This is a genomic window from Salmonella sp. WC3 (assembly GCF_042932255.1).
Taxonomy (GTDB): domain Bacteria; phylum Pseudomonadota; class Gammaproteobacteria; order Enterobacterales; family Enterobacteriaceae; genus Salmonella; species Salmonella enterica.
Window position 1 is genome coordinate 552,702 of sequence record NZ_CP170629.1, and the last position, 16,716, is coordinate 569,417.

General features: G+C 48.6%; 1 protein-coding gene. It reads left to right on the forward strand.

Annotated elements, in window-relative coordinates:
• Window positions 1-12 precede the first annotated feature (12 nt).
• Window positions 13-16,692, forward strand: a complete 16,680-nt coding sequence (gene siiE / locus ACFK9X_RS02655) for a non-fimbrial adhesin SiiE (protein WP_151115450.1) — start codon at window positions 13-15, stop codon at window positions 16,690-16,692.
• Window positions 16,693-16,716 lie beyond the last annotated feature (24 nt).

A 16,716-nucleotide genomic window follows, 5' to 3' on the forward strand; every position in this document is an offset into this window, starting at 1 on the left:
GAATATAATATTATGGGAAATAAAAGCATACAAAAGTTTTTTGCCGATCAAAATTCTGTAATTGATTTATCTTCTTTGGGTAATGCCAAAGGCGCAAAAGTTTCTCTTTCCGGGCCAGACATGAACATTACCACGCCGCGTGGTTCAGTGATCATTGTCAATGGCGCCCTTTATTCAAGTATCAAAGGCAATAACCTCGCTGTTAAATTTAAAGATAAGACTATTACCGGCGCTAAAATTCTGGGCAGCGTAGATTTAAAAGATATTCAACTGGAGAGAATTGACAGCTCATTGGTTGATTCTGCTCAGGTAGAAAAGAAAGGTAATGGCAAACGACGAAATAAGAAGGAAGAAGAGGAATTAAAAAAGCAGCTTGACGATGCTGAAAACGCAAAGAAAGAAGCTGATAAGGCGAAGGAAGAAGCAGAGAAAGCTAAGGAGGCAGCAGAAAAAGCGCTCAATGAAGCGTTTGAAGTACAGAATTCGTCAAAGCAAATTGAAGAAATGCTGCAGAACTTTTTGGCTGACAATGTAGCAAAAGACAATTTGGCTCAGCAAAGCGATGCTTCCCAGCAAAATACACAGGCTAAAGCAACGCAGGCTTCTAAACAGAACGATGCTGAAAAAGTTCTTCCTCAACCTATTAATAAAAATACCAGTACTGGCAAAAGTAATAGCAGTAAAAATGAGGAAAATAAGCTCGATGCCGAGTCTGTTAAAGAGCCGCTTAAAGTCACATTAGCGCTTGCGGCCGAGAGTAACAGCGGTAGCAAAGATGATAGTATAACTAATTTTACCAAACCTCAGTTTGTAGGTAGCACTGCTCCCAATGCCACGGTTATTATTAAAATTAATGGTATTGCTGTCGGTCAGGCTGTAGCGGATAGTTTGGGTAACTTCACCTTCACAGCGCCTGAAACATTGACTGATGGAACATACAATCTGGAGGCAGAGGCCAAGACTGCTGATGGAAGCGGTAGCGCCAAACTTGTCATTACTATCGATTCCGTTACCGATAAGCCAACATTTGAGCTTTCGCCTGAAAGTAGTGTGTCCGGTCATAAGGGCTTAACGCCGACCTTGACGCCTTCAATTGTTGGTACGGCGGAAGAGAATGCTAAGGTTGACATTTATGTAGATAATAAACTGGTTGCCAGCGTTGATGTCGATAAAGATGGAAACTGGAGTTATGAATTTAAGGATAATGAATTATCTGAGGGCGAAAATAGTATAAAAGTCGTTGCTGTAGATAAAGCAGGTAATAAAAACGAAACGACGGATAGTATCATAACCGACACCATTCCTCCGGAAAAGCCGACGATTGAGCTGGATGATAGTAGTGATTCCGGCATTAAAAATGACAACATTACAAATAGCACCCTGCCAACATTTATTGGTGTGGCGGAACCCGGTTCTACAGTCTCTATTTATCTTGGACTTAAACATCTTGGTGAGGTCATTGTTGCTAAAGATGGGACATGGAGCTATACGCTTACTACGCCGCTCAAGGATGGCGAATACAATATAACAGCAACAGCTACTGATATTGCCGGGCATACCTCAGCGACGGCAAATCTGCCTTTTACTATTGATACACGTATCAGCTATTTCAGCGCTGAGATTGAAACGACGAATGATAGCGGTATTGTCGGAGATAACGTTACTAACAATACTCGCCCAACCTTTACAGGTAAAACTGAGCCAAATGCTATTATCAGTGTCATAAATAGTGAGACTGGCGAAGAGGTTATTTTTAAAGCGAATGACAAGGGCGAATGGACGTTCAATTTCACTTCCGACTCAGTGGAAGGGATTAACAATCTTACGTTCACTGTTGAAGATGTCGCTGGCAACAAAAAGGATTTTTCCTTTAGTTACGTTATCGATACTATTGCCCCTGTACCTCCGACGGTTTCTTTGGAGGACTTTGTTGTTTTACCGAATGGTATAATTTTATCAGGGAATGATTTACCGGCTTTAGTCGGTACGGCAGAGCCAAAGTCTACCATCTTATTGATGCGAGATGGTAAATTATATGACAGCATTGAGGTTGACTCAAACGGGACCTGGAATTATCAGTTTAGTAATAAATTTCTTCAGGGCGCCTATGATATTGAAATCATTTCTCAGGATGCCGCCGGCAATAAATCCTCTACTGTTAAATATTCTTTTACTATTCAAACTGAAGTTGTACCTCCAAAAGCGGAACTCGATGCCAGTGATGATTCCGGTGCAAAAGGCGACTGGATTACCAATAAACATAATGCTCTGACATTACTGGGAACAGCGGATAGGTTTGCTACCGTAAATATCCTTATTGATGGTAAAACGATAGGCGTGACGACTGCGGATGCAGACGGTAACTGGAATTTTGATATTTCCCGAAATCTGTCTGACAATGTTTATAAGATTACGGTTGAATCCATCGATCCTTTAGGAAGAACGTCATCTGTAGATTATCAGCTTACCATTGATAGCTTTACGCCGATCCCTACTGTTATGTTGCATGATAGCGCTGATTCTGGCGTTAAAGGCGATATGATTACTAAAATTAATACGCCGTTGTTTACCGGGATGGCTGAAGCTAATGCTAAGGTTTCCATCTATGTTGACGGTGTGTTAAGTGGTGAGGCTATTGCTGGCGATGATGGTGTATGGAATTTTCAATTTACCACAGCGTTATCCGATGGCTCGCATGACGTAACGGTAAAAGTAGAAGATATTGCCGGTAATACTGCCTCCTCATCAGCGTATAATTTCCAAATCGTAACGCAAACGCAAAAACCAACAATAGAGTTGGTCAACGATACGGGGGTTGATAATACAGACCATATTATTAATGAAAAGAATCCTGCACTGACAGGAACCGCTGCACCCTATTCAACGGTTAAACTCTATATTGATGGCGCACTGATCGCTGAGGTCAGAACAAATAAAGATGGCAGATGGGAGTATACCCTGAAAGCCGATCAAGGTTTGGTTGATGGCGATCATAGAATAACCGCTTCAGTTGAAGATATCGCTGGCAACATTGCCCATTCGGATCCTTTCTTAATTAGCGTCGATACTGCTATTTCAATACCGATAGTTTCATTGAGCCCGGATTCAGATTCGGGAATTGCAGATGATAATTTAACGAATATCGTTAAACCTACCTTGCACCTAAAAGATATTGATCCGGACATTATCAGTGTTCAGGTATGGGATGCCATGTCTGATACGCAGATCGGTGTTGCCACGCAACAACCTGATGGTTCATGGGCCTATACCTTTACTTCAGATTTAACGGAAGGCTTGCATCAGGTTTATGTCAAGGTTGAGGACATTGCGGGTAATAAAGCGAACAGTGCGGTATTCGATTTTACTATCGATACCACAGTATCAACGCCGGTGATTTCCCTGCTTTCTAAGGATGATACGGGGGTTACAGGCGATAACCTGACCAATATCAATAAGCCAGGTTTTGCTATTTCCGGTGTTGATGCCGATGCGCATCGGGTCGTCGTACAGGTGATGCATAATGGCGTGAGCGAAGAGATCGAACTTTCCCACCTCAATGGTAGTTGGTTATTTACACCAGGGAATACGTGGGCGGATGGCAGCTACACGTTAACGGTGAAAGTAGAAGATAAGGCAGGAAATACCAGCTATTCAGCGCCGCTGACGGTCGTTATCGATACCCAAATCGCCATTGATGGGGTGGAACTGGTCAACGATAGCGGTGTGAAAGGCGACAATATGACCAACGACGACCGTCCCCACTTTCGTGTGACGGTACCTACGGATGTCAATGAAGTCCGTCTGAGCATTGACGGTGGTAATTCGTGGGTTCAGGCAACCCCGGGCGTGGCAGGCAGCTGGGAGTATATCTGGCCGACAGACCTGGCAGATGGTCAATACACGCTAACGGTGGAGGCGACTGATAAAGCAGGCAATACCGTGACGAAGACCATCGATTTCGCGGTGGATACCACGCTGTCAGTGCCGGTCATCGTACTGAATAGCGCGGACGATACCGGTGTCCAGGGCGATAACATGACGAATCGCACCCAGCCGACATTTGCCCTGCAGCATATTGATGATGATGCCGTTCGCGTTACGGTCAGCGTGGAGCATGGCGGCGTCACCACCACATTTGACGCCACGAAAGGCACAGGCGGATGGACCTTTACGCCGCCGACATCATGGGCGGATGGTGATTATACCCTGAGTGTGTCAGTCGAAGATAAAGCGGGGAACACCAGCCATTCTGCATCGCTGACGGTGACGGTGGACACGCAAATCGCCATTAATAACATTGAACTGGTCAATGACAGCGGTATTCCCAACGATAATCTGACTAATAATGTGCGTCCGCACTTCCAGGTGACGGTACCGACGGATGTCAACGTGGTGCGCCTGAGCATTGACGGCGGCAAGACGTGGTTCAACGCTACCCAGAGCGCGACGACGGGCGTCTGGGATTATATCTGGCCGGATGATGTGGCCGACGGGGGCTATACCCTGACGGTAGAAGCGACCGATGAGGCGGGAAATAAGGCAACACAGACGCTCGATTTCACCATCGATACCACTCTGTCTGTGCCGACCCTCTCGCTGGACAGCGCAGATGACAGCGGCATCGCGGGCGATAATATCACCAGTGTTAAAACGCCGGGCTTTACCCTCAACAATATTGATACCGATGTCAGCCGGGTGATAGTGGAGGTAATGCACAATGGCATTAAACAGGAGGTACCACTGGTTCAGACCGGCGGACAGTGGCGCTTTGCGCCGACCAGCGACTGGGCGGACGGCGACTATATCCTGACGGTGAAGGTAGAAGATAGGGCCGGAAATGTGAAGCAGTCCGCGCCGTTGACGGTGACAGTGGACACGCACATCGCCATTGACCGTATTGAACTGGTTAACGACAGCGGTATCCCCGACGATAATCTGACCAATGAAGCGCGCCCGCACTTTCAGGTGACAGTACCGGCGGATGTTAACGGTGTAAGACTGAGCATTGATGGCGGCAAAACGTGGTTTGACGCCACGCAGAGCGCGACGTCGGGCGTCTGGGATTATACCTGGCTGACGAATGTGGCTAACGGCCCTCACACCCTGATGGTGGAAGCAACCGACAAGGCGGGAAACAAAACGACGCAGAAACTGGACTTCATCATCGATACCCTGCTGTCAGAACCGACTATTACCCTGGACAGTGCGGATGACAGCGCCGCTGGCGATAACATCACCAACGTTAAGATGCCAGGCTTTACCCTCGGTAATATCGACGCCGACGTGACCAAAGTGGTGGTGACGGTGGCGCATGATGGTAAGAACCAACAGATAGAGTTGATTAAGAACGGCGGTGTGTGGCGCTTTACGCCGGGCGCAGCCTGGACCGATGGCGACTATACGCTGACGGTAAAGGTAGAAGATAAGGCGGGTAATACAAATTATTCTGCGCCGCTGACGGTGACTATCGATACGCAAACGTCTATTGATCGCATTGAGCTTCTTAATGACACGGGTATTGTCGGGGATAACCTGACCAATGAAGCACGTCCACAGTTTCATATTACGGTACCGACGGACGTGAACTCTGTGCAACTGAGTCTTGATGGCGGCATCAACTGGGTTAACGCAACGCTGACGTCTGACGGCGTTTGGGAGTATATATGGCCGACAGATCTGGTCGAAAATACGTATACCCTGACAGTGAAAGCAACCGATGTTGCAGGCAACACGGCGACGGAAACGCTCAATTTTATCATTGATACCACATTGTCGACACCGACCATCACGCTGGATAGCGCAGATGATAGCGGCACCGCCAACGATAATAAGACTAACGTTAAAACGCCGGGTTTTATTATCGGCGGTATTGATTCTGACGTGACTCAGGTCGTCGTGCAGGTGATGCGCGATGGTCACAGCGAGGAGGTGGAGCTGACGCAGACTAACGGGCAGTGGCGTTTTGTACCCGGCAGCGCGTGGACTGATGGCGACTATACGCTGACGGTAACGGTGAAAGATGAGGCGGGTAATATTCGCCACTCAGCGCCGTTGACGGTCACCATCGATACGCAAATCACCATTGACCATATTGAACTGGTCAATGACAGCGGTATTCCCGACGATAATCTGACTAATAATGTGCGTCCGCACTTCCAGGTGACGGTACCGACGGATGTCAACGTGGTGCGCCTGAGCATTGACGGCGGCAAGACGTGGTTCAACGCTACCCAGAGCGCGACGCCGGGCGTCTGGGATTATACCTGGCTGGCTGATGTGGGAGAGGGTAAGCATACCCTGACAGTGGAGGCGACCGACAAGGCGGGAAACAAAACGACGCAGCAACTGGACTTCATCATCGATACCCTACTGTCAGAACCGACTATCGTGCTGGACAACACGGACGACAGCGGAACAAAAGGCGATAACCTGACCAACGTAAATAAGCCGACGTTTTTACTGGGCAATATTGACGCAGACGCGCGGTATGTCACGGTTGAGGTGCAGCATGGCGGCACGAAAGAAGTGCTGACGGCCACCAAAGACGCGACCGGCAACTGGAGCGTAACACCGACCGGCACATGGGCAGATGGCGACTATACGCTGACAGTGAGGGTGGAGGATGATGCGGGGAACGTAAAATACTCCGCGTCGCTGACGGTCACGGTCGATACCCAAATCACCATCGATGTTATTGAACTGGTTAACGACAGTGGTACCAGGGGCGACAATCTAACTAACGACGCCAATCCACACTTCCGTATCACGGTACCAGGGGATGTTAACGAAGTCAGTCTGAGCATTGACGGTGGCGTGACCTGGGTTAAGGCGACACAGAGCGCGACGCCGGGCGTCTGGAATTATACCTGGCCGGGCACCGTGCCGGATGGCGACTATACGCTGAATGTGAAAGCGACTGACAATGCGGGTAATACGGTGACGGAGACACTCCACTTCACTATTGATACCACGCTGTCGACGCCGGTCATCGTACTGGATAGCGCGGACGACACCGGCATCCAGGGCGATAACATGACCAATCGCACCCAGCCGACATTTAACCTGCAACATATTGATGATGATGCCGTTCGCGTTACGGTCAGCGTAGAGCATGGCGGCGTCACCACCACATTTGACGCGACTAAAGACGCAGGCGGATGGACCTTTACGCCGCCGACATCATGGGGAGCGGGCGATTATACCCTGAGTGTGTCAGTCGAAGATAAAGCGGGGAACACCAGCCATTCTGCATCACTGACGGTGACGGTGGACACGCAAATCGCCATTAATAACATTGAACTGGTCAATGACAGCGGTATTCCTGACGATAATCTGACTAATAATGTGCGTCCGCACTTCCAGGTGACGGTACCGACGGATGTCAACGTGGTGCGCCTGAGCATTGACGGCGGCAAGACGTGGTTCAACGCTACCCAGAGCGCGACGCCGGGCGTCTGGGATTATACCTGGCTGGCTGATGTGGGAGAGGGTAAGCATACCCTGACAGTGGAGGCGACCGACAAGGCGGGAAACAAAACGACGCAGCAACTGGACTTCATCATCGATACCCTACTGTCAGAACCGACTATCGTGCTGGACAACACGGACGACAGCGGAACAAAAGGCGATAACCTGACCAACGTAAATAAGCCGACGTTTTTACTGGGCAATATTGACGCAGACGCGCGGTATGTCACGGTTGAGGTGCAGCATGGCGGCACGAAAGAAGTGCTGACGGCCACCAAAGGCGCGACCGGCATCTGGAGCGTGACACCGACCGGCACATGGGCAGATGGCGACTATACGCTGACGGTGAGGGTGGAGGATGATGCAGGGAACGTAAAATACTCAGCGCCGCTGACGGTCACGGTTGATACCCAAATCACCATCGATGTTATTGAACTGGTTAATGATAACGGTATTCCCGGCGACAACCTGACCAATGACGTTCGTCCACACTTCCGCGTCACGGTGCCAGGGGATGTCAACGAGGTACGTCTGAGTATCGACGGCGGTAATACGTGGGTTCGTGCAACACAGGGCACGGCAGGGACCTGGGATTACACCTGGCCGAAAGATGTGACCGACGGGCTACATACCCTGACGGTAGAAGCGACCGATAAGGCGGGAAATAAGACGACGCAGACGCTCGATTTTACCATTGATACCCGGCTGTCAACGCCTACCATCGCTATGGATAGCAGGGACGATACAGGTGCCATTGGCGATCATATTACGAGCGTCAAAAGACCGGGCTTTACCATTGGCAATATTGACGCCGATGCGCACTCGGTCATTTTGCGGATCACACAGGGCGGCAATAGCCAGGAAGTGACACTAACCCAGGTTGGAGGACAGTGGCGCTTTACGCCAGATGCTGACTGGGCGGACGGTAGCTATACGCTAACGGTAGAAGTCCAGGATAACGCGGGGAATGTTCGCCAGTCCACACCGCTGGTGGTGACGGTGGACACGCAAACCAGCATTACTGATATTACATTGGTCAATGATCATGGCGTGCCTGATGACAATCTAACTAACAGCACCCGTCCGCAGTTTGAGATCACGGTGCCGGCGGATGTGAATTCTGTGCAACTGAGCATTGATGGGGGCGCAAACTGGGTGAGCGCGGCGCAGGGTATCGAAGGCGTCTGGGGCTATACCTGGCCAACGGATATGGGCGATGGAAAACACACCCTAACCGTCATGGTCACCGACAGAGCGGGCAATACGGCGACGCAAACGCTTGAATTTTTCATCGACACCCGGTTGTCGACGCCGACCATTGCGCTGGATAGCACGGATGATACCGGTACGCCTGGCGATGATATGACCAATCGCACCCGACCGACCTTTATTCTGCAGAATATCGATTCGGATGTTATCAACGTTACAGTCAGCGTCACGCATAATGGAACGACAACCTCGTTTACTGCGACACAGGGGGCTGGAGGATGGAGCTTTACACCGCCAGCGCCGTGGGGCGACGGTGATTATACGCTGACGGTGACAGTGGAGGATCGGGCGGGAAATACGCGTCCGTCTACGCCGCTGACGGTGACAGTGGATACGCAAATAGCCATTGATCGTATTGAATTAGTCAACGATAGCGGCGTCCCTGGCGATAATGTGACAAAACATGTGCGTCCGCAGTTCCAGATCTCGGTACCGGATGATGTGGAAAAGGTTCTTCTGAGTATTGACGGCGGCACGACCTGGGTTACTGCAATCAAGAGTTCGACGGCTGGCATTTGGGATTACACCTGGCCGACGGATATGCCAGAGGGACAGCATACCCTGACCGTGGAAGTGACTGACGGTGCGGGTAATAAGATGACGGAGACGCTCAATTTCACTATCGATATCACGTTGTTAACGCCAACCATTGAGCTAGCGCCCGATCAGGATACCGGACAGAATAAGAACGATAATCTGACCAGCGTCACTCAGCCGGTATTTGTGTTGGGGAGTATCGATAAAGATGTTCGACACGTGGAATTGAGTATTGAGCATAACGGCACGTTTAAAACGGTGGTACTCACCGAATCAGCCGACGGCTGGCGCTATCGACCGGATTCTGCTTTGGCGGACGGTAGCTACACATTCACCGTGACGGTAACAGATGTGGCAGGCAACCAGCAAACATCCGCGCCTTTAAAGGTGACGATAGACGGTACGTTGACTACGCCGGTGATTGAACTGGCAGCTGGCGAAGATAGCGGTACTGTTGGCGATCGCCTCACCAATCACGATCGGCCTGTGTTCGACATACATCAGGTTGATTCTGACGTTACGCGCGTGATGGTCAAAGTAACTTACAACGGTAAAACGCACGAGGAAGCGGCGGTATTCACCAATGGTCAATGGCGCTTTACGCCTTCTGCGAGCTGGGCTGATGGCTCATATCAGTTAGCCGTTGTGGTGGAAGATCTGGCGGGGAATGTAAAAGAGTCTGCGCCGTTTGAGGTGCGTATTGATACCACGACAACCATTAACAATATCGTATTGCTTAATGATACTGGCGTGCAGAATGATCAATTAACGAATGTTGCCAAACCGTCATTCAGAATTGACGCTCCCGGTGATGTCGTCCAGGTACGCGTAACCCTGGATGGTGGCGCTAACTGGAATGTGATACGCAAAAATGCCGACGGACAGTGGATTTTTGACAGCCCGAATACTCTGGTTGACGGCACATATACCCTTCGCGTAGAGGCCACGGATGAGGCAGGTAATATTGCGAATAAAGATTTAGTATTTAATATCGATACTAATATACAGGTTCCTACTATTGCTTTAGACGCAGGACAAGATACCGGAGCGAATACCGCCGATAATATTACTAATATTTCACGACCCACCTTTACGATTGGTAATGTTGACCCCGATGTTATCAAAGTCGTGGTGACGATTGATGGTCATGATTATAACGCGACTAAGGTTGGGGCTGGTTGGCAATTTACACCAGGCAATGCCATTCCGGATGGTTCTTATAATATTACCGTTACGGTTGAAGATAAGGCCGGAAATACCGCGACATCGAAACCATTACCTGTTGTGATAGATACGACGGCTGAAATTGAAAGCGTCACGTTGGTTACAGATAGCGGTGATAGCGATGTAGATAACATTACCAAAGTCGACAAGCCGCAGTTTAGTATTGTTACCGCTGATGATATTACCCATGTGCGCGTTAAAATCGATAACGCCGCTAATTGGATTGAACTCACAAAAGGAGGGGATGGCCGCTGGATATTTAATGTCGGTTCGGCATTACCTGATGGGCAACACACTCTCTTGGTTGATGTGACTGATATCGCCGGCAACGTTGCGCAAGAAACGCTGCAGTTTACGATTGATACGACTCTGCGAGAGCCGACAATTGTACTCGATCCCACCCATGATACTGGTGATGATACTAATGATAATCTTACCAGGATTAACAAACCGGTGTTTATTATCGGTAATGTCGATAATGATGTATCACACATTGTGGTTCATATTGATGGTCGGGATTACACCATTGAAAACACAGGGGGGAATTTAACCTTTACGCCGGATCAACCGCTGTCTGACGGTCAGCATACGATCTCTGTTACCGTAACGGATATTGCTGGTAATACCAAAACATCGGCCGAACTGCGGATTGAAATCGACACGCAGGTTCAGATTGACAGTGTTACGTTAACAACAGATAGCGGCGTCAACGATCACGATAATGTCACCAATGCTACCCGTCCCTCTTTTGAAATTGCAACGCCTGATGATGTGACATCGGTGCTGGTTTCTTTCGATGGCGTAAACTGGACGCCCATCAGTAAAAATGCGGCCGGGCAGTGGGAATTTACTGCAGGTAGCGCATTGCCTGATGGTCATTATACTCTCCATGTCCAGGCGACGGATCGGGCAGGGAATACGGCAAATTCCACGCTGGGCTTCACCGTGGATACGCAGATTGACGGCCTGAGCGTCGTGATGCTGGACGACGCCGGAAAGGATTCTACGGATGGTATTACGAATATTACCTCTCCACGTTTTGAAATTTCAGCCAGAGAACCGCTGCAGAGCGTGACGGTAATTTTAAACGGGAAATCCAGCACACTGACTCAGGGGGCAGGTAATAAATGGCTGTTTACCCCTGATACACCGTTAGTGGATGGAACTTACAAAATAGAAATAGTGGCTGAAGATATCGCAGGTAATAAAATTAGCAAAGAGGTATCATTCACAATAGACACTATTGTTTCTGATCCCAGTATTGATTTGCTGGATGCGGATGATACTGGCGAAAGCGCTGTTGATAATATTACGAGTGTCACTACACCACGTTTCGTTATTGGCAATGTACCCGCCGATATTGATACTGTTGTAATCAGAATTAACGGCGTTTCTTATCCGGTTACGGCAAATGGCAATAACCTCTGGGAATTTCAGGTTCCCGTTGCGTTAAACGATGGCGTATATGAAGCCGTTGTTGTCTTCAGCGATATTGCCGGAAATACTTCTGAAACTAAGCTGCCCTTTACCATTGATACCACGACAAGCGTCAGTGTCAGAATGGAGCCAGCGTCTGATACCGGAAATTCCAATAGCGATAACCTTACGAATAAGCAAAATCCCAAATTCGAAGGTACTGCAGAGCCCAATGCGAAACTGGTGATTACCATTGTTGACGATAAGTCAGGTCGGGAGGTTTTAAAACAAACGATTACGGTTGGCGCTGATGGCAACTGGAGTGTGACGCCGAATATACTGCCGGATGGCATGTATACCATCAACGTCGTCGCAACAGATGTCGCGGGAAATACTGCGCAAACGCAGGAAAGATTCACTATCGATACGGTTACGATCGATCCCACCATTCGCCTTTCGGATCCATCTATTGATGATCAGCATGAAGCAACCAGCCTGCGTCCTGAGTTCAAAGGGTTTGCCGAAGCGTTCTCGACGATTATGATTCAGTGGGATGGGAAAGTGGTCGGCTCGGCAAACGCCAATGCGAATGGCGAATGGAGTTGGACGCCGCCATCAGTATTAGCGCCAGGCTCCTATGTTGTGAGCATTGTTGCCAAAGATAAAGCGGGTAATGAATCGTCGCAGGTCGACTTTCCTGTCGTAATACCTGTTATTGATGTCACGCCTCCAACCATAAAGCTTAGCGAGGAGAGCGATAGTGGTGCCTTAGGAGACTTTACGACGAATAATAAAACGCCGACCCTGATTGGGAGCACGTTACCTAATACGATTGTGAGTATTTATGTGGATGGCGTGAAGGTCGGCGAGGCGACAGCGGATACAGCGGGTCGATATACTTTCCAGTTATCGGAAATGAAAGATGGCCATTATGTCGTCCAGGTGGGTATCGTCAACCCTCGCGATAATAGCGAACTGCGTTCTACCGCCGTTGATGTCACTATCGATACCGAGGTTGCTGAACTGGTATGGAATATATCTGGAATGCATGAGGGCGGATATATCAATACGGTGACGCCGGAGATTGGCGGCACCAGTGAGCCAAACAGCAAAATCACTATCTTTGTGAATGGCGTTGAAAAAGCGATTGCTTATACGACAGGCGCAGGACACTGGGGCGTAGTATTACCCGCTTTGGGTAATGACGGTAATTATGAATTAACGTTTAAAGTTGAAGACGTTGCCGGTAATATCAGAGAGTTTGGTCCGCAGAATGTAATACTGGATACAGTAATTTCGCCGTTAACCGTGGTATTACGCGAAGCTGATGACAGTGGCAAAGTTGGCGACTGGATCACCAATAAATCTCATGTCACCATCGATGGTACTGCCGAAGCCGGAAGTACTTTAACCATCAGGAATCCGCAGGGAGTGGTTATTGCTACCCTGGTGGTAGGCAATGATGGTCGATGGAGCGCAGAATTAGATCTGCGTGAAGGTAGTAATGCCTTTGTCGTGGTATCGGAAGATAAAGCGGGCAACAGTCAACAAAAAGAGATTCTGATAGAACATGATACGCAGATTGAAATCAGCGATATTTCATTAAGTCGGGATACTAATAGCGGTGATAAATATGATCTGATTACCAATAATAAGTCTCCGGTACTGGTTGCCATGACCGATCCCGGCGCGACGGTACAGGTTTATATTAATGGTGTGTTACAAGGCACAGTAGAGGCGAGTTCGTCAGGTAATATTAGCTATACCATGCCGGCAAATAGCGCCGACGGCGAGTATCAGGTGCAATTTGTTGCTACGGATACTGCTGGTAACCGGGTTGAGTCTGCGATTACAACCGTGACAATCGATTCTCAAATTGCTGTCTTTGATATTGATGAAGATTCATTACCGGCCCTCTCTAATAACCGAGCGTTGTCAGTCTCAGGTGTCGGGGAGGCTGGTTCTCAGGTCAGCATCTTTGTCGATGGTAAATTAGTCAACGTTGTTATGGTTGAGGCTGATGGCTCATGGCGCGCGCCGATACTGCTGCAAGATGATGGTACGTTTAATATTCATTTCAGCATTACTGACGTTGCTGGCAACACTGAAGTGAGCAAGGATTATAGCGTGGATGTCGATTCATCAACCGACTTCCCAACGCTCAACCTTGAAGATGCAAGCAACTCTGGTTCACTTGACGATCTGATTACTAATCACAACAAGCCTGTGTTAGTTGGCACCGCAGAAGCGGGAGCCACAATCCATATTTATGTGGATGAAAAGATCGTGGCAAATGTTCTTGTGCTTGAAGATGGAACCTGGTCCTACCAGTTTGATAATGCGTTAAAAGATGGTGAATATTCTATCCGTGTGGTTGCCGAAGACCCGGCAGGTAATACGGCAGAATCGCCTCGCTTACTCGTCACGATAGATACCAGTACGTTTATCGATAATCCTGCTATGGTGGCAGGTTCTGATAACGGTATTTTCAGTAATGATAGTATAACGAGTCAGACCCGGCCTACGTTTAGTATTTTTGGAGAAATGAACCAGAGTGTTCAGATTTTCATTGATGGGGTGTTAGTCGATACGATCACGGTGACGGACAGAAATCAAGTTTATCGACCTGAGTCACCGTTGGGCGATGGTTCCCATAGCATTTATTATGTTATCACCGATAAAGCAGGCAACACGGCTACCTCGAAAACGCTAAACTTTACTATCGATACCTTTAATACGACGCCTGTCGCCATTGATTCTATCGGTGGACAAACGTTAGCAGAGATGACCGGTAGTGATGGCAAAATATATATAACGGACACGACGCGTAACTTATTGTTTAGTGGCAGTGCCGAGCCCAATAGCAAAATAGAAATCATCATTAATGGTTTAAATGTGGGGGAAGTTTGGGTTAATGAAAAAGGCCACTGGCAGATGCCGGTGAACCCGCTTTATTTCACAGAAGGCCAACTGGATATCACTGTTAAATCTACGGACCGTGCTGGTAACGTAAATCAGGAAAAGTATTCCATTTGGGTCGATACGCATATCCAGGTATTTACCAGCGAGCTTGATGACAATAAATCATCATCGAAAACGGACTGGTGGAGTAATAGCTCCACTATTACCATGAGAGGTATGGGGGAAATTGGCGCTACGGTATCATTAATCGTGGCAGGGGTCACGTTGGCAACCGCTGTCGTTGCGGCTAATGGGCAGTGGGAATTATCGACCGATCAGCTTCCGGAAGGTAAATACGATATCACGTTGAGTATTGAGGATAACGCAGGCAACCGTAAGGAAGAGGTACATGAAATATTTATTGATCGAACGCCGCCAAACGCTCCGGTCGTAACGTATTCAGATATTGTCAACGATCTAATTATTATGCAGGGAACGGCGGAAGCCAAATCTCAGCTAATAATAACCGATAGTAATGGGAATACTTATACGTTAACCGTTCCTGATAATGGTAAATGGAGTATGGCGATCCCGTATCCATCGGAAGGGAAGTTTACCATTACGAGTGTGGATGCGATTGGTAACCGGAGTGATGATGTCCCTCTCGATATCATGAAAGAGGTTCCCGTTATTTCATTATCTCCAGACTCAGACAGTGGTACGGTGGGCGATAATATTACGCGAGATAAGCAACCTACCTTTATTATCGGGAATCTGGAAAGCGATGTTGTGGTCGTTCAGGTCGATATCAATGGGACCGTATATAATGCTGAAAAAAATGCCGATGGCGTTTGGTTCTTTACGCCAGGTACACCGTTAGCTGATGGTTCCTATACGATATCGGTAATCGCAAGCGATGCCGCGGGTAATCAGAAAAACTCGTTACCCATTACTGTCACGATCGACAGCACGCTGACGGTGCCGGAGATTGCGTTGGCAGCAGGTGAAGACAATGGCGCTTCAGACAGCGATAACGTGACGAATCACACCCAGCCTAAGTTCACGCTGCAGCATATTGATGCTGATGTGACCGGGGTGACCGTAAACGTGACGCATAATGGCGTGACAGACACCTATCAGGCGACGCAAGGCGCGGATGGCTGGACCTTCACGCCGCCAGCCGCCTGGAATGACGGTAACTACACGCTGAGCGTGACGGTGGTGGATCGCGCGGGGAACTCACAGCAATCTGCTTCGCTAGCGGTGACGGTTGACTCAACGGTGACGGTAACAGCGGATAGCCAGCATGACGATGCGAGCGATGACGCCACGGCAACAGCGGTTACTCCACCGGAGTCTGAAACAGTGAATGCCGAAAGCGCTACGCATCTTCGTACAGTGCCGTCTGCGGCGGAAGAAAGCGTGGTGAAGGAGACAGCCTATAGTATTACATTGTTAAACGCTGACTCTGGGGATGAAATAGATCGTTCAATTAGTCAGACACCTTCTTTTGAAATATCAGTACCTGAGAATATTGTTAATGTCAGTATTATGTTTGAAGGAGAAGAGTTTACTCTGCCGATAACTAACCAGAAAGCAATATTCGAAGTTCCGCTATCTTTGGAAGATGGTGAGTATACTATGGACGTGAAATTCATTGATAAAGACAATGATTTCCTGATTAAGGAGAAAACATTCTCAGTCGATCACTCCTCGGCGGATATTGTGAACGCAATGAATGCAAGAGGAAAGACCGAGGATGATATTAATGATTCCCCTTCCACGAGTTCTGTAGGGCACAACAATAACGGCGCTATTGATGTTTTCGCCGTTAATGAAGTTACGCTACCTGTAGATAATCAAGAAGAACACGCATAATAACGGAGGCCCCTCACCTTTGGG

Excerpts from the sequence above, each read along its gene's own strand:
- siiE (WP_151115450.1), top strand. The coding sequence starts at position 13 with ATGGGAAATAAAAGCATACAAAAGTTTTTTGCCGATCAAAATTCTGTA.